Source organism: Collinsella sp. HCP3S3_E11, from assembly GCF_052067375.1.
GTDB lineage: Bacteria > Actinomycetota > Coriobacteriia > Coriobacteriales > Coriobacteriaceae > Collinsella.
Map to the genome: position 1 here is coordinate 300,774 of NZ_JBQHQI010000001.1, position 23,764 is coordinate 324,537.

General features: G+C 60.2%; 23 protein-coding genes. 1 reads left to right on the forward strand and 22 read right to left on the reverse strand.

Annotated elements, in window-relative coordinates; translation table 11 throughout:
- Positions 1 to 6: 6 nt before the first annotated feature.
- Positions 7 to 666 (forward strand): RluA family pseudouridine synthase, encoded by a 660-nt coding sequence (locus tag ACTM86_RS01230; RefSeq protein WP_441015058.1) that lies wholly within the window; start codon positions 7 to 9, stop codon positions 664 to 666.
- 451 nt (positions 667 to 1,117) lie between these two features.
- Here ACTM86_RS01230 and ACTM86_RS01235 read toward each other — a convergent pair whose 3' ends face one another.
- From ACTM86_RS01235 to rpoB, 22 genes are all read right to left on the reverse strand, one after another.
- The gene (locus ACTM86_RS01235) at positions 1,118 to 1,864 is read right to left on the reverse strand and encodes a DeoR/GlpR family DNA-binding transcription regulator (protein WP_427717633.1); all 747 of its coding nucleotides are present in this window, start codon (positions 1,862 to 1,864) and stop codon (positions 1,118 to 1,120) included.
- A 3-nt stretch (positions 1,865 to 1,867) separates the two neighbouring features.
- Positions 1,868 to 2,947 (reverse strand): Gfo/Idh/MocA family protein, encoded by a 1,080-nt coding sequence (locus tag ACTM86_RS01240; RefSeq protein WP_441015060.1) that lies wholly within the window; start codon positions 2,945 to 2,947, stop codon positions 1,868 to 1,870.
- 505 nt (positions 2,948 to 3,452) lie between these two features.
- Entirely contained in the window at positions 3,453 to 3,758 is a 306-nt protein-coding gene (rplX, locus tag ACTM86_RS01245; RefSeq protein WP_006235043.1) for a 50S ribosomal protein L24, read from the reverse strand.
- A gap of 13 nt (positions 3,759 to 3,771) precedes the next feature.
- Positions 3,772 to 4,140 (reverse strand): 50S ribosomal protein L14, encoded by a 369-nt coding sequence (gene rplN, locus ACTM86_RS01250; RefSeq protein ID WP_117734331.1) that lies wholly within the window; start codon positions 4,138 to 4,140, stop codon positions 3,772 to 3,774.
- 118 nt (positions 4,141 to 4,258) lie between these two features.
- Positions 4,259 to 4,519, reverse strand: a complete 261-nt coding sequence (gene rpsQ / locus ACTM86_RS01255) for a 30S ribosomal protein S17 (RefSeq protein WP_006235040.1) — start codon at positions 4,517 to 4,519, stop codon at positions 4,259 to 4,261.
- A 16-nt stretch (positions 4,520 to 4,535) separates the two neighbouring features.
- Positions 4,536 to 4,751 carry a 50S ribosomal protein L29 gene (gene rpmC, locus ACTM86_RS01260; RefSeq protein ID WP_006235039.1) on the reverse strand — a complete coding sequence of 72 codons (216 nt, stop codon included), beginning with the start codon at positions 4,749 to 4,751 and terminating at the stop codon, positions 4,536 to 4,538.
- On the reverse strand, positions 4,751 to 5,188 hold the full coding sequence (rplP, locus tag ACTM86_RS01265) for a 50S ribosomal protein L16 (protein WP_370450531.1): 438 nt from the start codon (positions 5,186 to 5,188) through the stop codon (positions 4,751 to 4,753). The genes rpmC and rplP overlap by 1 nt, the downstream gene beginning before the upstream one ends.
- Positions 5,188 to 5,898 (reverse strand): 30S ribosomal protein S3, encoded by a 711-nt coding sequence (rpsC, locus tag ACTM86_RS01270; RefSeq protein ID WP_154514689.1) that lies wholly within the window; start codon positions 5,896 to 5,898, stop codon positions 5,188 to 5,190. The genes rplP and rpsC overlap by 1 nt, the downstream gene beginning before the upstream one ends.
- A gap of 6 nt (positions 5,899 to 5,904) precedes the next feature.
- A complete protein-coding gene (gene rplV / locus ACTM86_RS01275; RefSeq protein WP_006235036.1) occupies positions 5,905 to 6,276 on the reverse strand; it encodes a 50S ribosomal protein L22 in 372 nt (123 codons plus the stop codon).
- A gap of 14 nt (positions 6,277 to 6,290) precedes the next feature.
- A complete protein-coding gene (rpsS, locus tag ACTM86_RS01280; protein WP_006235035.1) occupies positions 6,291 to 6,551 on the reverse strand; it encodes a 30S ribosomal protein S19 in 261 nt (86 codons plus the stop codon).
- 32 nt (positions 6,552 to 6,583) lie between these two features.
- The gene (rplB, locus tag ACTM86_RS01285) at positions 6,584 to 7,414 is read right to left on the reverse strand and encodes a 50S ribosomal protein L2 (protein ID WP_117583062.1); all 831 of its coding nucleotides are present in this window, start codon (positions 7,412 to 7,414) and stop codon (positions 6,584 to 6,586) included.
- A gap of 179 nt (positions 7,415 to 7,593) precedes the next feature.
- Positions 7,594 to 7,881 carry a 50S ribosomal protein L23 gene (gene rplW, locus ACTM86_RS01290; RefSeq protein WP_006235033.1) on the reverse strand — a complete coding sequence of 96 codons (288 nt, stop codon included), beginning with the start codon at positions 7,879 to 7,881 and terminating at the stop codon, positions 7,594 to 7,596.
- Entirely contained in the window at positions 7,882 to 8,508 is a 627-nt protein-coding gene (gene rplD, locus ACTM86_RS01295) for a 50S ribosomal protein L4 (RefSeq protein ID WP_006235032.1), read from the reverse strand. It abuts the gene before it with no gap.
- A gap of 46 nt (positions 8,509 to 8,554) precedes the next feature.
- Positions 8,555 to 9,175 (reverse strand): 50S ribosomal protein L3, encoded by a 621-nt coding sequence (gene rplC, locus ACTM86_RS01300; RefSeq protein ID WP_089572481.1) that lies wholly within the window; start codon positions 9,173 to 9,175, stop codon positions 8,555 to 8,557.
- A gap of 449 nt (positions 9,176 to 9,624) precedes the next feature.
- Positions 9,625 to 10,245, reverse strand: a complete 621-nt coding sequence (locus ACTM86_RS01305; RefSeq protein WP_441015062.1) for a histidine phosphatase family protein — start codon at positions 10,243 to 10,245, stop codon at positions 9,625 to 9,627.
- A 39-nt stretch (positions 10,246 to 10,284) separates the two neighbouring features.
- The gene (locus tag ACTM86_RS01310) at positions 10,285 to 11,439 is read right to left on the reverse strand and encodes a cation diffusion facilitator family transporter (protein ID WP_441015064.1); all 1,155 of its coding nucleotides are present in this window, start codon (positions 11,437 to 11,439) and stop codon (positions 10,285 to 10,287) included.
- A gap of 140 nt (positions 11,440 to 11,579) precedes the next feature.
- Complete coding sequence (gene rpsJ / locus ACTM86_RS01315; RefSeq protein ID WP_427717612.1) at positions 11,580 to 11,888, reverse strand: 30S ribosomal protein S10; 309 nt, start codon at positions 11,886 to 11,888, stop codon at positions 11,580 to 11,582.
- A 60-nt stretch (positions 11,889 to 11,948) separates the two neighbouring features.
- The gene (gene fusA / locus ACTM86_RS01320; protein ID WP_441015066.1) at positions 11,949 to 14,048 is read right to left on the reverse strand and encodes an elongation factor G; all 2,100 of its coding nucleotides are present in this window, start codon (positions 14,046 to 14,048) and stop codon (positions 11,949 to 11,951) included.
- Positions 14,049 to 14,067: 19 nt separating this feature from the next.
- Positions 14,068 to 14,541 carry a 30S ribosomal protein S7 gene (rpsG, locus tag ACTM86_RS01325; RefSeq protein ID WP_006235013.1) on the reverse strand — a complete coding sequence of 158 codons (474 nt, stop codon included), beginning with the start codon at positions 14,539 to 14,541 and terminating at the stop codon, positions 14,068 to 14,070.
- A gap of 73 nt (positions 14,542 to 14,614) precedes the next feature.
- Positions 14,615 to 14,992, reverse strand: a complete 378-nt coding sequence (gene rpsL, locus ACTM86_RS01330) for a 30S ribosomal protein S12 (RefSeq protein WP_154514699.1) — start codon at positions 14,990 to 14,992, stop codon at positions 14,615 to 14,617.
- 440 nt (positions 14,993 to 15,432) lie between these two features.
- Positions 15,433 to 19,908 carry a DNA-directed RNA polymerase subunit beta' gene (locus tag ACTM86_RS01335; protein ID WP_370450532.1) on the reverse strand — a complete coding sequence of 1,492 codons (4,476 nt, stop codon included), beginning with the start codon at positions 19,906 to 19,908 and terminating at the stop codon, positions 15,433 to 15,435.
- 6 nt (positions 19,909 to 19,914) lie between these two features.
- Positions 19,915 to 23,343, reverse strand: coding sequence for a DNA-directed RNA polymerase subunit beta (gene rpoB, locus ACTM86_RS01340; protein WP_229770619.1), 3,429 nt, complete (start codon positions 23,341 to 23,343; stop codon positions 19,915 to 19,917).
- Between the last annotated feature and the right edge of the window lie 421 nt (positions 23,344 to 23,764).

Sequence of the window (23,764 nt, forward strand, 5' to 3'; positions counted from 1 at the left end):
TTACACGTGAACGAAGAACCTCAAGTCCTCTACTGCGACGCCTGGCTCATGGCCATCGATAAGCCCGCCGGCATGATCGTCCACGGCGACGGCACCGGCGAGCGCACGCTTACCGACTATGCCAGCGACCTTTTGCTGGCGATGGGCGACGGCTTTGCCGCGACCGACATGCAGCCGCTCAACCGCTTGGACCGCGACACCACCGGCGTGGTGCTGTTCTCGCTCGACAAGCAGACGCAGCCCGCCTTTGACCAGATGGTCATCGACCACGCCTTCGAAAAGCACTATCTGGCGCTCGCCGAGGGCAAGATCGACTGGAACGAAAAGCTCATCGACAAGCCCATCGCCCGCGACCGCCACGATAGCCGCAAGATGCGCGTCGGCACCAGCGGCAAGCCGTCGCAGACGCACGTCAAGGTGCTCAAGCGCCTTAAGAGCCGCCGAGGCCTGCCCACCCGTTCGTATATCGATGTTGAGCTGCTCACGGGCCGCAAACACCAGATCCGCGTGCACCTGGCAAGCGAGCATCATCCCCTGGTTGGCGACGACCTGTACGGAACGCCGCGCCCCTGTAGCCTCATGCTCCACGCCCACAGCGTATCCTTTACCCATCCCGTAACCGGCGAGCACATCTACATCGAAGCCCCCTGCCCCTGGGAGCCCTAAAACCTGCCAAAAAGGGACAGGTTTATTTTGGCAGGTTTTATCTGGGCAAACGTCAAGCCGCCACGATGGCTCAGCCGCGGCCCCAAAACATCTCGATCTGTAACAGTTAGAACCCATTTTCCGGTCTATCTGTTACAGATCGAGACATTCAAATCCCCCTCAAGGGAAAATCTCGATCTGTAACAATAACTCGGCAAAATCGGTCCCAGATGTTACAGATTGAGACAAAGGGATGGCGCGGTTCGGAAGTATCTCAATCTGTAACATCTAACCCACTTTTAACGGTCCAGTTGTTACAGACTTAGACAAACCGGCGGACAACGAAAGCGGCAACGCCTGTGATGGACGTTGCCGCTTTTCTATTGAGAAAACCACTCGGTTTTCGTTACTAACCACCACAATGGGGACAGGCACCTTTGTGATGGTTTTGGCCTTGGCCTGCTCCCGCTTGCTAGACCGTGATGACGTTGTCCATTGCCCGATACTTGGCGGGCACCTCGCCCGCGGTAATAATCGTTGCGTCGCGAAAATCTGCGAACTTGACGGGCGCCACCATGCCAAATTTACTGGCATCCGAGATTACAAAGCGCTTGGCCGTATGGCGCATCGAGATGCGCTTTACTTGCGCTTCCTCGATATCGGGCGCCGTGAAGCCTTGCTCGGCGGCAATGCCGTTAGAACCCCAAAAGCCACAGTTGAAGTTGTAGCGGTCTAAGGTTGCCAAGGCATCGGGGCCAACGAGTGCTTCGGTCTCGGGCTTGAGCTCGCCGCCCAGCACCACGGTACGCATGCCGCGCAAAGCGAGGTGCTGAGCATGGAGCACGGAATCGGTCACATAGGTGACATCTTCAAGGTGTGGAAGATGCTCGATGAGCTTGAGCGTCGTCGAGCCCGAATCGATGTACACAAAGCTCTCGGGCTCCACCAGCGCCGCGGCGCGGGCGCAAATACGCTCCTTATCGTCGTTATGGAGGTCACTGCGCTCATTGAGCGTTAGGTCGCGCGTCACGTGCGCGCGCTCAAGACTTGTCGCTCCGCCGTGGACCTTGGCGATGCGGTGTGCTCGATCGAGCGTCTGCAGGTCGCGCCGAATGGTAGACGCCGTCACGCCCAGGGTATCGGCAAGCTCTTGCACAGTAACCGAGCCAGCCTGCTGGACCATCGACACGATTGCGTTGAGCCTATCCTCCGCAAGCATCGCTTACTCCTCCTCGGGGTACACGACTCCCCAGTCGGCACGGAGCTTGGTCATAAGCTCCATAACATCAGAAGCGTAATCCAGAAGCTCGCGCTTCGAATCATCGCCGGCAACGGCCTTCTCCAGGTCGGCCATCTCGTAGCACAGGGCGTAAGCCTCGGTGCCGGTGTGGACCTCCTCACGGTGCCCGTCCGCAGTCCACACGATGGTCGCGTGATCGGCGCGGGGATACTCGTTGACCTCGATATAGCACTTGTCAAAGCTGATGACCGAGCGCTTGGGCTGCTTGGAGTGAAGTGTAAGGCTCACCACGCCCAGCTGCTGCTCGGCATTACGGCAGACGATGCCGCCCGCAACGTCAACGCCGGTCTCGCAGGTGTTGCCGAGCGAAACGACCTCAACAGGCTGGCTTGTCATAAAGAGGCGCATGACGGACAGGGCATACACGCCAATATCGAGCATGGCACCGCCAGCAAGGTTGCGATTGTAGAAACGGTTGGTCAGGTCGCCGTATTCCTTGCAGCTGCCAAAGTTGAGCTGAGCGAGGTTCATGCGGCCAAACTCGCCGGCATCCATGCGGCGACGCAGCTCCCGATACAAGGGCATGTGGAGCACCGTGGTGGCGTCCATAAGGACCACGTTATGCTCGTCGGCAATGGCACGCGCTTCGTCGAGCTCGGCGGAGTTGAGGGTGATGGCCTTTTCGCAAAGCACGTGCTTGCCTGCTGCCAGAGCGGCGCGCAGGTAGGTGATATGCGTGTTATGCGGCGTGGTGATATAAACGGCGTCGATGTCGGGATCGGCGTAGAGGTCCTCAACCGTCTCGTACACCTTCTCGACGCCATACTGCTCGGCAAAAGCCTGGGCCTTGGACAGCGTGCGGTTGGCGACGCCCGCAAGCTTGCGGCCGGCAAGGGCGAGAGACTGGGCCATCTGATTGGCGATAACGCCGCAGCCGATCACAGCCCAACGAAGCTCGGGAGCCGTAAAGATGTCGTTAGGGAACGGCTTGTCCTGGACCGAGGCAAACGCCGCCTTAGCGGCTGCTTCGGCGTCGAGCGGAGCCTGTTTGGAATCTGTCATCATGTGCCTCCTGACTCACCGGAAGTTCTTCATTTCCAACAGCCTTATATTCGCACAAATTTGCGCGCATTTGCTTGTATTTGCGTGTTTATTTGTTTATCGGTTATTATTAAACCATAATTAGCAGATATTTGCGCGGCTATGCGCATTATCGCGCAAGACTCTGTGCGTAAATACGCATGCATCGATCGTTATGATACAGAAAAAGGTGGAATACCAAAATCCCTAAAGGCAAAGCAGGCTGTCTTACTCTGCCCCCTAGGGGCATCAGACATCAAAAGACCATCCCTAACTGCCGGCACATAGGGACTGTCCCAGGCTGCCGGAACCTGGGGGGCGTTCCCCGTACGACGCTTTCGTGGCAAGACTGTCCCCATCAACTAGCCGTTAAAGAACGTCCCCAACGACTAGTCATTTATGTCTGTCCCCAATGAGTAGGGATAGAAAAAGGCCCGGGTGCCGTGGCATCCGGGCCTTTGCTAGCAACTTAGATGTTGCGGGCAGCTTAGAACTTGTGGCCGCACTTCTTGCAGACGCGCAGCTTGTTCTTGCCGTCCTTCTCGTGACCGACGCGGGTAACCTTACCGCACTCGGGGCAAACGAGATTGACGTTGGAGGCATCGATGGGAGCCTCCTGCGAAACGATGCCGCCCTGCTGGTTGGCAGCGTTGGGCTTGACGGCCTTCTTGACGACCGAAACGCCCTCGACAACGACCTTGTTCTCGGCGGGGAGAGCACGCAGGACAACGCCCTGCTTGCCGCGATCCTTACCAGAGAGAACCTGGACCTTATCGCCCTTCTTGATATACATATATCTCCCCTAACTACAGGGTCTCGGGAGCGAGCGAGACGATCTTCATGTACTTCTTGTCACGAAGCTCGCGAGCGACGGGCCCGAAGATACGGGTGCCGACGGGCGAACCATCGTTGTTGATGACAACGCAGGCGTTATCATCAAAGCGAATGTAGGAGCCATCCTTGCGGCGGATCTCCTTAACGGTGCGAACGACGACGCAACGGACAACGTCCTTCTTCTTGACGTTGGCGCCAGGGGTAGCCTCCTGGACAGCACCGATGAACACATCGCCGATGCCTGCATAACGACGCTTGGAACCGCCAAGCACCTTGATGCAGCGAATCTTGCGAGCGCCGGAGTTGTCGGCGACGTTCAGCATGGTTTGCATCTGAATCATGGTAGATGTTCCTCCGAACTAAGAACCGAAGAGAGGTGCGCAGCCTTTATGCGGCCCGTGGTATGCAAGCCAGGCATACGCACATCTTCGGAAACGTACAAGTCGTAAGAGCGACTGCTTATTTAGCGCGCTCGACGACCTCGATGAGGCGCCAACGCTTCATCTTGGACATAGGACGGGTCTCCATAACGCGGACGGTGTCGCCCACGCCAGCCGTGCACTCCTCGTCGTGAGCGTGCAGCTTCTTGGAGCTGGTCATCATCTTGCCGTACTTGGGGTGACGCTTGCGCTCGGTGATGGTGACAACGATGGTCTTGGCACCGGAGACGGAGGTAACGACACCCGTACGGACCTTACGCGAGTTACGCGAATCAGTCATATTCTCTCCTTAGGTCCTACTCGGCGACAGCGGACTTCTCCGCTGCGATCTCGCGGGCGCGCTGCTCCGTGAGGACGCGAGCGATGTCCTTCTTCACGGTGTTGACGCGAGCGGTGTTGTCCAGCTGGCTGGTGGCCATCTGGAAACGAAGGTTAAAGAGCTCGGCGCGCATTTCCTTCAGCTTCTCAACGAGCTGAGCGTCCGAGAGCTCACGAATCTCTGCGGGCTTCATTAGTTCTCCTCCTCGGCCGTCTCTGTAGCGGCAGGCTTAGCGACGATCTTGGTCTTGATGGGGAGCTTGTGCTGCGCCAGACGCAGAGCCTCGCGAGCGACCTCCTCGGGCACGCCCTTGACCTCGAACATGATGCGGCCGGGCTTGACGACGGCCACCCACTCCTCGGGGTTACCCTTACCAGAACCCATGCGAGTCTCGGCAGGCTTCTTAGTGATGGGCTTATCGGGGAAGATCGTGATGTAGACACGACCGCCACGCTTCATGTAGCGGGTCATGGCAATACGAGCGGCCTCGATCTGACGGTTGGTGATCCAATGGGCCTCGAGAGCCTGGATACCAAACTCGCCAAAATGCAGCTCGGTATTACCCTTGGCCTGGCCCTTCATGGAGCCACGCTGCACCTTGCGGTGAAGAATACGCTTAGGGGCAAGCACTACTGACCCCTCCTCTCGGAGTTACGACGACGAGGACGGGAAGAGCCCTCGAGTGCAGGGTTGGGAACAGGCTGGCCCGGGAGCTTCTCGCCCAGGTAGATCCAGACCTTCACGCCGCAGGCACCCATGGTGGTGCTGGCGACAGCCGTGCCGTAGTCGATCTTGGCACGGAGGGTGTGCAGAGGCACGCGACCCTCACGGTACCACTCACGACGGCCCATCTCGGCACCGCCGAGACGACCGGAGCACTGGATACGGATGCCCTTGGCGCCGGCCTTGCGGGCGGACTGGACAGCCTTGCGCATGGCGCGACGGAAGGCAACGCGGCCCTCGAGCTGCTCAGCGATAGACTGAGCAACGAGGTTGGCGTCGAGCTCGGGGCGCTTGATCTCGACAACGTCGACGGAGAGCTGGCCCTTGGAGACGCCAGCGACCTTCTCGAGCTCGGTGCGGAGGGTATCGATCTCGGCGCCCTTCTTACCGATGACAACGCCGGGGCGAGCGGTGAAGATGATGACCTTCACCTTGTCGCCAGCGCGCTCGATCTCGACGCGGGAGACAGCTGCGCGGGAGAGACGCTTCTCGAGGTACTTGCGGATCTCGAGATCGTTACCGAGGGTCTTAGCGTAATCCTTCTCTGCGAACCAGCGGGAGCGCCAGTTCTCGGTGATGCCAAGACGGAAGCCGGTGGGGTAGACTTTCTGACCCATACAGCTTTACGCCTCCTTTCGAGGAGCAACGACGACGGTGATGTGGGAAGTACGCTTCAGAATGCGAGAAGCGGAACCCTTGGCGCGGGGACGGATGCGCTTAAGCGTCGGACCCTCGTCAACATAGGCAGCAGCGACAACCAGGTTGTCGGCACGCAGACCGTTGTTGTTCTCGGCGTTCGCAACGGCGGAACGGAGAACCTTCTCGACATCCACGGCGACGGCGCGGTCGCAGAAGTGGAGGATGTCGAAGGCCTGAGCGACAGGCTTGCGGCGGATCAAATCGACCACCAGGCGGGCCTTGCTGGGGGAAACACGCACGTACTTAGCGACGGCGCGAACCTCGGTGGCCTCAGTTTCAATAGACTTAGTTGCCATTTACGGTTAACCCCCTATTTGGCCTTGTGGCCACGGAACGTACGAGTCGGCGCAAACTCGCCGAGCTTGTGACCAACCATGGACTCGGTAACATACACGGGCACATGCTTGCGGCCGTCGTGGACGGCGATGGTGTGACCAACCATCTCGGGGAAGATGGTGGACGCGCGGGACCAGGTCTTCACGACGTCCTTCTTGCCAGCCTCGTTCATCGCGGTGATACGCGAGAGAAGGCGAGTCTCCACGAACGGGCCCTTTTTGAGACTTCTGCTCATAAGTGCTTTCTCCTAAAACTCGGTATCCGAAATTACTTCTTACGGCGACGAATGATGTGCTGGTTCGAGACCTTCTTCTTCTTGCGCGTACGAAGGCCCTTCGTCGGCTTACCCCAGGGGGTAACAGAGGGACGACCAGAGGTGTGGTTCTTGCCCTCGCCACCGCCGTGCGGGTGGTCGACAGGGTTCATAACGGTACCGCGGACGGTCGGGCGCACGTTCATGTGACGCTTACGGCCGGCCTTGCCGATGACGATGTTGGCGTGATCGGCGTTGCCGACCTCACCGACGGTGGCGCGGCAGGTAACGAGGATGCGGCGCATCTCGGAGGAAGGCATACGGACGATGGCGTACTTGCCCTCCTTACCCATCAGCTGGCAGGAGTTACCGGCGGAGCGGGCGATAGCGGCGCCCTTGCCCGGCTGGAACTCGACGGCGTGGATGAGCGTACCGACGGGGATGTCGGCGAGGGGCAGAGCGTTGCCCGGCTTGATGTCGGCGTCAGAACCGGACATGACGGTCTGACCGACCTCGAGGCCCTTGGGGGCCAGGATGTAGCGCTTCTCACCGTCAGCATAGTGCAGCAGAGCGATGCGAGCGGAACGGTTCGGATCGTACTCGATCGTGGCAACCTTGGCGGGCACGCCGTCCTTGTTGCGCTTGAAGTCGATCACGCGGTAACGACGCTTCACGCCGCCGCCCTGGTGGCGGGTGGTGATGCGGCCGTTGTTGTTACGACCGGCCTTCTTGGGCAGGGGCTCGAGAAGAGACTTCTCGGGCTTGGTGCAGGTGATCTCGGAGAAGTCGGAGATCGTCTGCCAACGCCTACCAGCGGAGGTCGGCTTAAGGTGCTTTACAGCCATTACAATCCCTTTCAATAGGTATCCGTTAGCCATCGCAGACAGGGATTCGAGGTTCTGCCTCGGGTGCGATGACACCGGACGTATACACGGTTCCGGGCGTGTCCATTTTATACGCCCAAAACCTTGAGCTCTCGCCTCCCCTATTTGGGAGGCATGAGCTCACTCAACAGCAGCGAGTCTTAGGCCTGGTTGCCAAAGACCTCGATGGTGTCGCCCTCGGCCAGCGTAACGATGGCCTTCTTCCAAGAACGGGTCTTGCCGGCGACATAGCGCACGCGCTTGGTCTTGGGCTTGACCGTCAGGGTGTTCACGCGAACGACCTTGACGCCGAAGATCTCCTCGACAGCGTCCTTGATCTGATACTTGTTAGCATCCTTGGCGACCTCGAACGTGTACTTGTTCTGCTCCATGCCGGAGAAGGAACGCTCGGACACGATCGGACGGATGATGATCTCGTGGGCGGTCATTTATGCAAGCACCTCCCCGAAGTGAGCGGCGATGTCGGCGGGCATCAGCACAGCGTTGTTGTTGACGAGATCATAGGTGTTGGCCTCGTCGGCAGTGATGATGAACGTCTTGGGAATGTTGCGGAACGACAGGTAGGCGTTGACGTCCTCATCGCGAACGATGATGGTCAGACGCTTGCCCTCAAGGCCAAGAGCCTTGAGCATGGCAACGGCAGCCTTGGTGGAAGGCTTCTCGAAGCCGTAGTCGTCGACGAGCACGAGCTCGCCATCGGCCAGCTTGGCGGACAGCGCAGAGCGCATAGCCAGCTTGACCTCCTTGTTGTTCATACGCTTAGCGTAGGAACGGGGCTTGGGGGCGAAGACAACGCCACCGTGACGCCACTGGGCAGCACGGATGGAACCCTGGCGGGCACGACCGGTGCCCTTCTGACGCCAAGGCTTCTTGCCGCCACCGGAAACCTCAGAGCGGCCCTTAGCGGACTGGGTGCCCTGACGCCAAGAGGCCATCTGGCACTTGACGATGTGGTGCATAACGTGGATGTTCGGCTCGATGCCGTACACCTCAGCGGCGAGCTCGGCCTCGGCGACCTTCTTGCCCTCGCTGTTCTTTACTTCAAACTTTGCCATTTAAGTGTTCTCCTTGGTATGACGCTGGGCTAAATGGGCTGGGCCCTTAGGCCATACGGATGGCGACGAGACCATTCTTGGCACCCGGGACAGCGCCCTTGACCAAGATGAGGTTCTGCTCGGCATCGATGCGGACAACGGAAAGGTTCTTGACGGTAACGCGCTCGTTACCCATGTGGCCGGCCATCTTGACGCCCTTGAGGACGCGCGCAGGATAGGCGCACTGACCGATAGAACCGGGGTGACGCTGGAAGTGAGAACCATGCGTCATAGGACCGCGGCGCTGACCCCAGCGCTTGATGCGACCCTGGAAGCCCTTACCCTTGGAGGTACCGATGACGTCGACCTTCTCGACATCAGCGAAATCAGCGACGGTGACGACCTCGCCGACCTTGTGCTCCTCGCCGTTCTCGACGCGGACCTCACGAAGGAAGCGGACAGGCTCGACGCCGGCCTTGGCGAAGTGACCAGCCATGGGCTTGTTCACGTTCTTGGCCTTGATGTCGCCGAAACCGATCTGGACGGCGTCATAGCCGTCGGTTGCCTGAGTTTTAACCTGCGAGACAGCGCAGGGGCCAGCCTGGATGACCGTGACGGGAACGACGTTGTCGTTCTCGTCCCAAACCTGGGTCATGCCAATCTTGCGGCCGAGAATCATGCTGATCAAGATATGATCCCAACTCTCGCGTGGTCTTGGGACAATGCGTACACCACCGAGCGTACGCCCCTAGAGGACCACTACTTACACGACGTGCTCCCCAGCCTTGTATTGCGTCCGGACTACCTGACAACCCTATTAAGCAGGCATTTTGTCCAGCCAGAATACTCCCCTGGTTACACACAGCTGTTTAGTATACACGGCTGCGGGCGTATCCATCGAGATTCATATTTCACTCACATTGTTTACGCAGGTAAAGTGCGTGGAGTCTCCCGAGCTTGGCAGAGGGGCGGCGAAATATATTAAGTTTGCTGCTCTACAGTCCTGCGCAAGACGGAAAGCACATTAAGTGCTTTCCTTTGCGTGCGGAACTCGCGACAAACTTAATATATTTCGCCGCCCCTCTGCCAAGCTCGGGAGACGACACGTTGATGTCTGCTAAACCTTGCTCGCTCAGGCTAATGACATTGTTGGGGATCCACAATTTGCTGCAAGGTGAACTTGCATTGGGGCGTATCGTCCTCTTCTCGCGCATCATCGAAATCGAAGATCATAATGGCGCAGTTGGGGAGTTTTGCTGGGAGCTCGAAACCCTCTGGGGCTGCAACCTTGATGAATTGGCGGCTGGCGCTGCCGTGGCTTACTGCTAGAAGGGTTTCGATGCCCTCGGCGCCCATGAGATTGGTGAGGGTGTCTACCATGCGTTCTTGCAGCGCGCGGCTTCCTTCTCCTCCAAAGGGGACCAAATCCTCGCCCGGATCCCAAACGTCGGTAGGCAATGCGTCGTGCGGGCCTTCCTCGAAGGTCCCATAGCCGCGCTCGATGATGCCTTCGCAGGGCTCGACAGTAGCATCCGGACCGAGGATCTCGCATGCGACGAGACTTGCCGTGTCCATGGCTCGGCCTAAAGGCGATGAGACCACTTTGTCGGGGACGACGCCGTGGGCTTTGAGCCATTCGGCTGCCGCTTGGGCCTGTTGACGGCCCAAATCGGTAAGCGGTGAATCACAGCGACCCTGGACGAGCTTTTTGACGTTGAATTCCGTCTGGCCGTGGCGGAGCAGATACAGCCTCTTCATATTCTCCCCTTCTGTATAACGTGCTATGCCGGCGCAGGCCTACTCGTGGGTATGCCCTACGTAGTCATCGTCGATCGTAATCTTGGCAATCGACTTGGGATATTCCGATTCGACCCTCTGGGCCAGCGCGCGCTTTACGTCTTCGGCGCTCATCTGCAGATCCGAGGGACGCACGCAGTCAAAGATCACGTTGGTGTGCGTAGGACCCGGCACACAGCGCAGGTCATGAATCGAAAGGCGGCTATCGATCTGTTGGGCCATGGCGTGAATGCGCAAGCGCATGCTCGCCACCTTGGGGTCATCGGTCACGATGGGATCGTAGTGAAGCGTGACAATAATGTCGTCTTCGTCCCTAAATGCCTGTTCAATGTTGTCGAGCGTGTCATGACTTTCCAGCGGGCTGGCCTCGGCCGCCATCTCGGCGTGAGCGCTTGCGAACTTCCTGCCCGGGCCGTAGTCGTGAACCATTAGGTCATGAACGCCCAAAACGCCAGGGTAGCTCATGATCTTGCCGCGAATATGTTCGACCAGCTTGGGATCGGGCGCCTGACCCAAAAGCGGGCTCACCGTATCCTGGATGAGTTCAAAACCGCTCCAGCCAATATAGGCGCCAACGGCAAGGCCGACCCAAGCATCAAGATTGATATGCGTCACCTGCGAAACAATTGCGCACGCTAACACGGCGCCTGTGGCAAGGACATCGTTCTTGGAATCCTGCGCGGTCGCATGCAGCGTCTCAGACTCAATACGGTCACCGAGCTTTTGGTTGAGGGCCGCCATCCACAGTTTAACAACCATCGAAAGCGCCAAGACTGCCACCAGGGCAAGCGAGAACTCGACGGGTTCGGGGTGGACGATACGCTCAAACGAGGACTTCACCAGTTCGAGGCCGATGAGCAGCACGAGCGCCGCCACGACCAGACCCGAGAGATACTCGTAGCGGCCATGGCCGTAAGGGTGCTCGGGGTCTGCCGGCTTGCCCGCCAGCTTAAAGCCAAGCACGCTCACGATGTTTGAGCTGGCGTCAGACAGGTTGTTCATGGCGTCCGCCACAATCGAAACCGATCCCGACAGCACGCCAATTGCACCCTTCGCAGCGCATAGTGCCACATTGGCGAGAATACACACCACGCCCGCCAACGTGCCCACGCGCGCACGGTCGCCCTGCGCACGACGAACGATCCACTCGACCATCTATATCTGCCCCCAACAGTTTTACTCATACACTCGTTTGTCGAATAGCTCAGTAGTGTAGACCCTTTACCCCATCGATACAAAAAAGGCCGCAACCCTTAGGGCTGCGGCCTTACAAATCGCACTATCGAGCAAAAAGCTTAGAGCTTGATGTCGATGTCGACGCCAGCGGGGAGGTCGAGACGCATGAGCGAATCAACGGTGCCCGAGGTGGGGTCGAGGATGTCGATGAGGCGCTTGTGGGTGCGCATCTCGAACTGCTCACGGGAGTCCTTGTCCTTATGCGGCGAGCGGATGACCGTGTAGAGGTTGCGCTCGGTGGGCAGGGGGACAGGACCGGAAACGCGAGCGCCGGTCTTCTGAGCGGTCTCGACGATGAGCTTCGCGGACTGATCGACGACCTCGTGATCATAGCCCTTGAGGCGAATGCGGATCTTCTGGGTAGCCAACTTAAACCTCCAAAGAGTGCGAGAGATGTTCTCGCGGATTACGTAACAGGGAGCTCGAACTTAGGCGTTCTTGCTCATGACCTCGTCCACGATGGACTTGGGCGCAGGCTCATAAGAGTCGAACTGCATCGTGTAGGATGCACGGCCCTGGGTCTGGGAGCGAAGGTCGGTAGCGTAACCGAACATCTCGCCCAGCGGCACCTTGGCACGGATGAGCTTGGTGTTCTTGCGATCCTCCATGCCCTCGATCTTGCCGCGGCGACCGGAGAGGTTGCCCATAACGTCGCCCATGTACTGCTCGGGGGTCTCGACCTCGACAGCCATGATCGGCTCGAGCAGCTGCGGATCGGACTTCTTGAGGGCGTCCTTGATAGCCATGGAACCGGCGATCTTGAAGGCGGCCTCGGAGGAGTCGACCTCGTGGTAAGAACCGTCGAACAGGGTGACCTTAACGTCGAGGACCGGGAAGCCGGCGATAACACCGGTGTTCAGGGCCTCCTGGATGCCCTTGTCGATGGACGGGATGTACTCCTTGGGCACGACGCCGCCGACGATAGCGTTGACGAACTCGTAGCCGAAGCCCTCCTCCATCTTCTCGAGCTTGATGACGGCGTGGCCGTACTGACCGCGACCGCCGGACTGACGGACGAACTTGCCCTCAGCCCTCTCGACGTCGTGACCAGCGGTCTCGCGGTAGGCAACCTGGGGCTTACCGACGTTAGCGTCAACCTTGAACTCACGGAGCAGACGGTCAACGATGATCTCGAGGTGCAGCTCGCCCATGCCGGCGATGATGGTCTGGCCGGTCTCGTGGTTGGTGGACACCGTGAAGGTCGGGTCCTCCTCGGCGAGCTTGGTCAGAGCCAGGGACATCTTGTCCTGCTCGGCCTTGGTCTTGGGCTCGATGGCAACGTCGATAACGGGCTTAGCGAACTCGATCTTCTCGAGGACGATCTCCTTGCCCTCGGCGCACAGGGTGTCACCGGTGGTGGAGTTCTTGAAGCCAACGCAAGCGACGATGTCGCCGGCGCAAGCGTCGTCACGGTCGATACGCTCGGCGGCGTTCATCTCGAGGATGCGGCCGAGGCGCTCGCGCTGACCGTTGGAGGCGTTGACCACGTAGGAGCCGGACTCGGCGCGACCGGAATAAACGCGGACGTAGGTGAGCTTACCGACGAACGGGTCGGTCATGATCTTGAAGACCAGGCCGGAGAAGGGCTCGTCGAAGGAGGGATGACGCACGATCTCCTCGCCGGTTTCCGGATCGGTACCGGTGACGGCCTCAACGTCGAGCGGGCTGGGCAGGTAGTCGACGACAGCGTCGAGCAGCTCCTGAACGCCCTTGTTCTTGTAGGCGGAGCCCACAAAGACGAGGTTGAGCTCGTTGGCCAGAACGCCCTTGCGCAGAGCAGCCTTGAGCTCCTCGACGGTGAAGTCCTCCTCCATGAGGATCTTCTCCATGAGCTCGTCGTCAAAGCTGGCAGCGGCGTCGAGGAGCTCCTCGCGCTTGGCGGCAGCGATGTCGGCGAACTCAGCCGGGATCTCGTCCATCGGCTCGGGGTAGGTCATGCCCTTCTCGTCGGCCTTGAAGTCCCATGCAGTCATGGTGACCAGGTCGATGACGCCCCAGAAGTTGTCCTCGGCGCCCATCGGGACCTGAGCGGCCACGGCGTTAGCGTCGAGACGATCCTTCATGGTCTCGATAGCGTTGAAGAAGTCAGCGCCCACGCGGTCATACTTGTTGATGAAGGCGATGCGGGGAACGTTGAAGGTAGAAGCCTGACGCCAAACGGTCTCAGACTGGGGCTGGACGCCGGCAACGGCGTCGAAGACGGCGACAGCGCCATCGAGGACGCGCAGGCAGCGCTCGACCTCGGCGGTGAAGTCAACGTGGCCCGGGGTGTCGATGATCTGGATGCGGTAGTCCTTACCGTCCTTGTTCCAGAAGCACGTGGTAGCAGCGGAGGTAATGGTTACGCCGCGCTCCTGCTCCTGAACCATCCAGTCCATGGTGGCAGCGCCCTCATGGACCTCACCGATCTTGTGGGTCTTACCGGTGTAGTAAAGAATACGCTCGGTCGTGGTGGTCTTACCGGCATCGATGTGGGCCATGATGCCGATGTTACGGGTATCGGAAAGCTTGTGCTTAGCCTTAGCCATGTTAGTTCCTTACCTTAACTTACCAACGATAGTGAGAGAACGCGCGGTTGGCCTCGGCCATCTTGAAGACGTCCTCACGCTTCTTGACGGAAGCGCCCAGGCCGTTGGAAGCGTCCAGAATCTCGTTTGCGAGACGCTCAGCCATGGTCTTCTCCTTGCGAGCGCGGGAGAAGTTGACGATCCAGCGGATGCCCAGAGCGGTGGAACGACGGGAGTTGACCTCCATCGGGACCTGATAGGTAGCGCCACCGACACGCTTGGGCTTAACCTCGAGCGTGGGCTTGACGTTGTCCATAGCCTTCTTGAAGGTAGCGAGAGCGTCGCCACCCTCGGACTTCTCGGCAACGATCTCGAAAGCGGTGTAAACGATGCGCTCAGCGGTGGCCTTCTTGCCGTCAAGAAGGACCTTGTTGATGAGCTGAGTCACCAGGCGGTTGTTGTAAACGGCGTCAGGCTGAACCTCACGACGATTAGCTGCTGCACGACGCGGCATGTGAAATCTCCTTAAGTGTCTACCGTGCGGCGCTTAGGCGGCACACGGCGAAAGTATCAAAACGTTATCTGGCTTATTTGGCCTTGGGGCGCTTAGCACCGTACTTGGAACGGGCCTGCATACGGTTCTGGACCGGAGCAGCATCGTAGGCGCCACGGATGACGTGATAACGGACACCAGGGAGGTCACGAACACGACCGCCGCGGACGAGCACGATGGAGTGCTCCTGCAGGTTGTGGCCCTCACCCGGAATGTAAGCAGTAACTTCGATGCCGTTGACGAGGCGAACACGGGCAACCTTACGAAGAGCCGAGTTCGGCTTCTTGGGGCTCGTGGTGAAGACGCGGGTGCACACGCCGCGCTTCTGGGAGTTGTGCTGCAGAGCAGCGTTCTTGGACTTCTTGGGCGCGGAACGACGGCCCTGGCGAACCAGCTGGTTAATAGTAGGCAAAGCGTACTCCTTCTCGAATGATTCCAGCTTTCTGTAAAGTGCAACGGCTTGAATCGAGGGGTCAGCATCCCCCTACGAAACACGCAGTTCGATAGGATACGTGCCGTTAGCTGTGTCGTCAACAGACCACGCCGCCGGGCGTATCCTAAAATGGCCACATTTCCGCAAAGCCTACACAAAAGGAATCCCCTCCTGTGCGCGAGGGCGGATTCCCGGGACGGGCGGCATAGGGGTTAAGCTTGCTGCTCGGGCAGTCCTGCGCAAGACGGAAAGCACATTAAGTGCTTTCCTTTGCGTGCGGAACTCGCGACAAACTTAACCCCTATGCCGCCCGTCCCGGGAATCCGACGTGCTCGTCAGGGCAACGTTCCTCGCCAAAAAAAGACCCGCTTCCCTGTTGGGAAACGGGTCTTTGGAAGGGCGGTTAACGTACTGGGAAATTACTCCCCGTCGTTGTCCTTGGCCTCTTCGGCGTCGTCGGTGTCCACGAGCTGGTTGAGCAGCTCGTCGAGGGAAGCCATGTCCTCGTTGATGGCACCGTTGGCGGAAGCCTTCTTGTCGTCGATCGGGGCGCCCAGGAGCTCCTCGTCGGCATCGGCGTGATGCGTCGGAGCGGAGGTGCCCAGCAGGATGTCGTCCGGACCGTCGGGGCTAAAGACCATCTGCAGCAGCTGCGAGAGGTCTTCCTCGTCGGCAACGTCGTCGTTGTTCTCGAGGATGTAGAGCAGGTCGTGGGCCTCGAGGCCGTCACGGAGCTCCTCGATCGCCTTGGCACCGATGCCATCGATGCGCAGCAGATCCTCCTCGGACTTGCCAACCAGGTCGCCGACCGTCTCGATGCCGACCTCGCTGAACTTGTTGGTCCAGCGCTGCGACACGCCCAGGTCGTCGAACAGGTACAGGCGAGCCTTCTCGGCGGAGATGGTGTGGCCGTTGCGGGTGAACGAACCGTCAGCACCGCCAAACTCGTCGTAGCCAGCCCAGTCGAGCTGCTGTGGGAGCCGCTCGTCCAGGTCCTTGAGCTCCACGGGAGCCCACTCGGGCAGCGACTTGGCGTTGGGCGAAGCCGGACCATCGATGTCCACGTAGCCGTCGGCCGTGCGATACGTCAGCTTGGCGTTAGCGTACGGCTTGAGGCCGGTACCAGCCGGGATCTTCTTACCGACGATGACGTTGGACTTAAGGTCGAGCAGGTGGTCGACCTTGCCCTCAATAGCAGCCTCGGTAAGGACGCCGGCGGTACGGATGAACGAAGCGCTCGACAGCCAGGAGTCGATGTTGGACGCAACCTTGAGCGTACCCAAGATGACGGGCTCAGCCACGGGAGCCTGACCGCCCAGACGGGCAACGCGCTCGACCTCGTCGGCGAACTCGTAGCGGTCGACGTACTGACCAAGCAGGTACTTGGAGTCGCCGGGGTTGGTGATCTGAACGCGACGCAGCATCTGACGTGCGAGCACCTCGATGTGCTTGTCGTTCAGGTCGACGCCCTGGCTGGTGTAGACGTCCTTGACGCTCTCGACGAAGGTGTGCATCGTCGACTCGATGTCGGTCAGCTTGCGCAGGTTGCGGAAGTTGACGAAGCCCTTGGTGATCTGGTCGCCAGCGCGAACCTCGCAGCCGTCCTCGATCTCGGGCATAAAGCGCACCGAAGCGGGAACGCGACGCTCGTCGAGGACACGGGTGTGATCCTCGGAGTCGGTGAGCGTCAGCACGTACTCGGACTTCTCGGGCTTAATCGAGAGGTGGCCGGAGTACGGAGCCAGCTCGGCCTCGCGACCCAGGATCTTCTCGTTGACGTTGCCGACGATATCGAACATACGGCTGACCGTAGGCAGACCCTGCGTAATATCGTCGACGCCAGCGACGCCGCCGGAGTGAATGGTACGCATCGTAAGCTGCGTACCGGGCTCGCCGATGGACTGGGCGGCAATAATGCCGACTGCGGTACCGATGGCGACCGGACGACGGGTGGAAAGATCCCAGCCGTAGCACTTCTGGCACACGCCGTACTTGGAGCGGCAGGTGAGCAGCGCGCGAAGCTTGACCTTCTTAAGGCCCGCATCGACCATCTTCTGGATGTCGGCGACCTTCTCGATATAGCCGTCCTGCTCAAAGAGCACGGTGCCATCGGGAGCCACGACGTCCTCAATAAAGCAACGGCCGACAAGATCGGTGTTGAGGTCGGTGGTGCCGGGAATGATGAGGTTGTAGGTGACGCCCTCGTGCGTACCGCAGTCCTCCTCGCGGACGATGACGTCCTGGGCCACGTCGACCAGACGACGGGTCAGGTAGCCAGAGTCCGAGGTGTGGGATGCGGTATCGACCAGGCCCTTACGGGCGCCGTAGGTCGAAATGAAGTACTCGAGCGGCAGCAGGCCCTCGCGGAAGTTCGCCTTAATGGGAAGGTCGATCGTCTCGCCGGACATATCTGCCATCAGGCCACGCATGCCGCCGAGCTGACGCAGCTGGGTCTTAGAACCACGGGCGCCGGAGTCGGCCATCATGTACAGCGGGTTCTCCTCGTCGAACATGTCGAGCATGAGCGCTGCGACCTTATCGGTACAAGCGGTCCACTCGTTAACGACTTCGATGTGGCGCTCCGTCTCGTTGATGAAGCCCTCCTCGAAGTACTCGTTGATCTGGTCGACGTTGGCCTGGGCGCGGTCGAGCAGCTCCTGCTTCTCGGCAGGGATGAGAGCGTCCCACACCGAGATGGTGAGGCCGGCGCGGGTAGCGTAGTGGAAGCCGGAGTACTTGATAGAGTCGAGGATCGGGCCGACCTTGGCCTCGGGGTAACGATCGCAGCAGTCGGCAACCAGCTTGGCCACATCGCCCTTGACCATCTTGTAGTTCATGAACTCGTAGTCTTCGGGCAGGCACTGGCGGTTGAAGATGATGCGGCCGATAGAAGTCTCGAAGCGTGCGGTCTTGTTACCGGTGACATCGTAGTCGACGAACTCGTTCTTGCCGTTCTTGACGCGGAAGATACGGGTACCGTCCTCGTTGATGACGTTGGCGTTCTCGGCGGACACGCGGACCTGAATCTTGGCCTGCATGTCGACCTCGGAGCGGCAGTCATAGGCGTGCAGCGCGTCGTCGAAACTCGAGAACACGTGGTTCTCGCCCGGCAGACCGTCACGGACCTGGGTCAGGTAGTACACACCAATGATCATGTCCTGCGAGGGGATGTTGACCGGCTTGCCGGATGCCGGCGAGCGCAGGTTGTTCGCAGAGAGCATGAGCACGCGGGCCTCGGCCTGAGCCTGGCTGGACAGCGGCACGTGGACAGACATCTGGTCGCCGTCGAAGTCGGCGTTGAAGGGCGCGCAGACCAGCGGGTGCAGGTGGATAGCCTTGCCCTCGACCAGCACCGGCTCAAAGGCCTGGATGGACAGACGGTGCAGGGTCGGTGCACGGTTGAGCAGCACGACACGACCGTCGATGACCTCTTCGAGGATGTCCCACACAAAGGTGGCACCGCGGTCGATAGCGCGCTTGGCGCCCTTGATGTTCTCGACCTTGCCAAGCTCGACCAGGCGCTTCATGACGAAGGGCTTGAAGAGCTCCAGCGCCATGGTCTTGGGCAGACCGCACTGGTGCAGCAGCAGCTTGGGGTCGGTAACGATTACCGAACGGCCGGAGTAGTCGACACGCTTGCCCAGCAAGTTCTGGCGGAAACGACCCTGCTTGCCCTTGAGGGCCTCGGCGAGCGACTTGAGCGGGCGACCACCACGGCCAGAGACCGGGCGCCCACGGCGGCCGTTGTCGAACAGGGCGTCCACGGACTCCTGGAGCATGCGCTTCTCGTTGTTCACGATGATCGCAGGGGCGTCCAGGTCGAGCAGGCGCTTGAGTCGGTTGTTACGGTTGATCACGCGACGATACAGGTCGTTGAGGTCGGACGCGGCGAAGCGGCCGCCGTCGAGCTGGACCATCGGGCGCAGATCGGGCGGAATGACCGGGATGACATCCAGAATCATGTTCGCGGGGCTGTTGCCGCCCTTCAGGAAGGCGTCAACGACCTCGAGGCGCTTGACGGCCTTCTCGCGCTTCTGCTTCTGGGAGTCCTCGTCGGCGATGATGGCCTTGAGCTTCTCGGCCTCAGAGGGGAGGTCGATGGCAGCGAGCAGGTCGCGGACGGCCTCGGCACCCATGCCACCCTTGAAGTACATGGAGTAGTAACGGGTCATCTCGCGGAACAGCGGCTCATCGGAGATGAGGTCGCGCTCGGTGAGCTTCATGAAGGCGTTGAAGGCGTCCGTGCGGAGCTGCTTCTCGTCCTTGCACTCTTCCTCGATGTCGACGATGCCGGAGGCGATCTCCTCGGGGGTCAGCGGCTCCTCGTCGGAGAACTCGTCAAAGTTCTCGGGGTTGCCCTGCTCCTTGAGGGACTCGATCTGGCGAGCGCACTCGGCATCGATCTCTTCCAGATCGGCGGCGAGCTCCTCACGCAGATCGTCAGCGTCGGCCTCGCGAGCCTCGTAGTCGACCTCGGTGATGATGTAGCTGGCAAAGTACAGAACCTTCTCGAGGTCCTTGGACTTGATGTCGAGCATACGGCTCATCGGGAAGCTCGTGGGGCTCTTGAAGTACCAGATGTGGGACACGGGAGCGGCGAGCTCGATATGGCCCATGCGGTCGCGACGCACCTTGGCCGAGGTGACCTCGACGCCGCAGCGCTCGCAGACGATGCCCTTAAAGCGGATGCCCTTGTACTTGCCGCAGGAGCACTCCCAGTCCTTGGCGGGACCGAAGATCTTCTCGCAGAACAGGCCGTCCTTCTCGGGCTTGAGGGTACGGTAATTGATGGTCTCCGGCTTCTTGACCTCACCGTGCGACCAGGAACGGATCTGGTCGGCGGAGGCAAGGGAGATCTTTACCGAGTCAAATTCAGTAGCTTCGAAATCTGCCACAGTCAACTACTCCTTATCAGTGGTCGTGGCGGCGACAGCCTCGGGTGCCTCGGCGGTCTCGGCATCCTGGGCCTCGACGTCGGCGTCAACGCCGGCGAGCGCAGCCAGGTCATCGAGGGCAGAGGTCTCCTCGGCGGTCACGGGGGCGGAGGCGTCCTCGTCGGCATCGCGCATGGGCTCGATGTCCAGTGCGAGGGAACGGATCTCCTTGACGAGAACCTTGAAGGACTCGGGGATACCCGGAACCGGGACGTTCTCGCCCTTGACGATGGACTCGTAGGTCTTGACGCGGCCCACGGTATCGTCGGACTTGACGGTCAGGATCTCCTGCAGGACGTTGGAAGCACCGTATGCGTACAGTGCCCAAACTTCCATCTCGCCGAAGCGCTGGCCGCCGAACTGGGCCTTGCCGCCCAGCGGCTGCTGGGTAACCAAGCTGTAAGGGCCAGTCGAACGGGCGTGGATCTTGTCGTCGACCATGTGACCGAGCTTGAGGATGTAGGACGTACCCACGGTAATGGGCTCGCGGAACTCCTCGCCGGTACGGCCGTCAAACAGGCGGGTCTTTCCGCGCTCGTCAAGCTGGGTGACAAACTCGGGGCGCATGTGATCGCCAAAGGCAGCGGTGGCCTTGTTGAGCATATTCTTGTTGGCACGACGGATGACCTCAGCGATCTCGTCCTCCTTGGCGCCGTCGAAGACGGGCGTCGCGGTAAAGAACGGACCGGGGACGTACTTGTCGGAATCGGCATCCTCGGTATCCCAACCGCAGGCAGCAGCCCAGCCAAGGTGGCACTCGAGCAGCTGGCCGACGTTCATACGCGAAGGAACGCCCAGCGGGTTGAGGATAACGTCGATCGGGGTACCGTCAGCCATGTAGGGCATGTCCTCGACCGGCAGAACGTTACAGATAACACCCTTGTTACCGTGGCGGCCGGCAATCTTATCGCCCTGCTGGATCTTACGACGCTGGGCGACGTAGACGCGCACCTGCTCGTTGACGCCGGGGGCCAGGTCGTCGCCGTTCTCGCGGCTAAAGCGGACGACGTCGATGACGCGGCCGTAAGCGCCGTGAGGCATCTTAAGGGAAGTGTCGCGAACGTCGTGAGCCTTGGCACCGAAGATGGCGCGCAGCAGGCGCTCCTCGGCAGTCAGAGCGCTCTCGCCCTTAGGGGTAACCTTGCCGACCAGGATGTCGCCAGGGCCGACCTCAGCGCCGATGCGGATGATGCCGTCCTCGTCGAGGTTGGCAAGCATGTCCTCGGAGAGGTTCGGGATCTCGCGAGTGATCTCCTCGGGGCCGAGCTTGGTATCGCGGGCGTCGATCTCGTGACGGGTGATGTTGATGGTCGTCAGCAGGTCCTCGGCCACCAGGCGCTCGGACACGACGATACCGTCCTCGTAGTTGAAGCCTTCCCACGGCATGTAGGCCACGGTGAGGTTCTGGCCCAGTGCGAGCTCGCCGTGATCGGTCGAAGGACCGTCGGCCAGAGGCTCACCCTGCTCAACGGTGTCGCCGACGCGCACGAGCGGGCGGTGGTTGATGCAGGTGGACTGGTTGGAGCGCTGGTACTTGGCCAGGTGATACTCGTCCATGCCGCCGGCATGCTTGACGATAATCTTGGAGGCGTCGGCAAAGATGACCTCGCCGGCGTTCTTGGCCAGGGTGACCTCGCCAGAGTCCAGGGCGGCGCGACGCTCCATGCCGGTACCGACATAGGGAGCGGCGGGGTGAACCAGCGGCACGGCCTGACGCTGCATGTTGGCGCCCATGAGCGTACGCTTAGCGTCGTCGTGCTCGAGGAACGGGATCAGCGTGGCTGCGACGGAGAGCATCTGGCGCGGCGAGACGTCCATGTAGTCGACGTCCTCGACGGGCACGTCGGCGGGAGCGCCGAAGGAGCCGTCGAAGTCGCGGGTACGGGCGATCACGGAATGCGGACGGACGATCTTGCCCTCGGCATCGGTCGTGATGAACTCGTTGGTCTTGGGATCGAGCGGCGTGTTGGCCGGCGCGATAACGTGCTTCTCTTCCTCGTCAGCGGTCATCCAGTCGATCTGGTCGGTGGCAACGCCGTTCTCGACGCGGCGGAACGGGGCCTCGATGAAGCCATACTCGTTGACGCGGGCGTAGAGGGCAAGCGAGCCGATCAGGCCGATGTTGGGGCCTTCGGGGGTCTCGATCGGGCACATGCGGCTGTAGTGCGAGTTGTGAACGTCGCGGACGGCCGTCGGCACGTTGGTGCGGCGGCTGGAGCCCGACTTGTGGCCGGCAAGACCGCCAGGGCCGAGTGCGGACAGACGGCGCTTGTGGGTCAGACCGGTCAGAGGGTTCGCCTGGTCCATGAACTGCGAGAGCTGCGAGGAACCGAAGAACTCCTTGATGGAGGCCACGATCGGGCGGATGTTGATGAGCGACTGCGGGGTAATCTCGTCGATGTCCTGGGAGCTCATGCGCTCACGGACGACGCGCTCCATACGGCTCATGCCGATACGGAACTGGTTGGCGACGAGCTCGCCGACGGTGCGGATACGGCGGTTGCCAAAGTGGTCGATGTCGTCAACCTTGAAGCCCTGCTCGCCGGCAGCGAGGGACAGAAGGTAGCGCAACGTAGCGACGATATCCTCGTCGGTGAGCACCGTGACCTCTTCCTCGGTGGTGAGGTTGAGCTTCTTGTTGACCTTGTAGCGACCGACGCGGGCCAGGTCGTAGCGCTGCGGGTTGAAGAGCAGGCCCTCGAGCAGGCTGCGGGAAGCATCCACGGTGGGAGGCTCGCCCGGGCGCAGGCGACGGTAGATCTCGATAAGAGCATCCTCGCGGGTAAGGGCGGTATCGCGCTCGAGGGTGCGCTTGATCACATCGGAGTTGCCGAGCAGCTCGATGATGTCGTCGTTGGTGACGGCGATACCAAGGGCGCGCAGGAACATCGTGGCGCTCTGCTTGCGCTTACGGTCGATGGAGACCATGAGCTGGTCACGCTTGTCGACCTCAAACTCAAGCCAGGCACCGCGGGACGGGATGATCTGAGCCTTGTAGATCTGCTTGCCCGAATCCATCTCGGAGCTGAAGTACACGCCCGGGGAACGGACGAGCTGCGAGACGACGATACGCTCGGTACCGTTGATGATGAAGGTGCCCTGATCAGTCATCATGGGGAAGTCGCCCATAAAGACGAGCTGCTCCTTGATCTCGCCAGTCTCCTTGTTGGTGAGACGGACGTCGGTCAGAAGCGGAGCCTGATAGGTCATATCCTTCTCGCGGCACTCCTCGACGGTGTGCGCGGGGTCGCCAAACTGATGCTCGCCGAAGGTAACCTCGAGAACATGGTTCTGGCTCTGGATGGGGCTGGATTCCTTAAACGCCTCACGAAGGCCCTCGTCCTTAAAACGCTCAAAGGATTCCCTTTGAACAGAGATAAGGTTGGGGAGCTCCATGGCCTCCGGGATTTTCCCGAAGCTGACGCGCTTGCGCTCAGTGGCAGTGTATGCGTAGGTCACCAGGTTTTTCCTCCTTCACGGAAATGCTCGGTGGGTTGGCGAGGCATAGCTTCGCCAGTTATCGCAACCTAATAGTTTATCAGCTACCGACCGTTGGGCAAGAAAAGCCTTGACGCGATTGAGTTTTTGGAGTAGCAAATTTTTTCGACAGAAAATGCGCAGGTAGATGTGCGTATATCGAACACCTGTTCATATATTTTCTGTGAACAGAGTTGCTGATGCGCGTCGCTGAATGGCGGAATGGCGGCGAAGGCTGATCGGGCGGAAACTGCGTCCCGTTTTGAGGCCTCAAACTGGGTCGCAGTTTCCGGTTGAGCCCTGTTTGGGAAACTGCATCCCGTCCTGAGCCGATATTCTG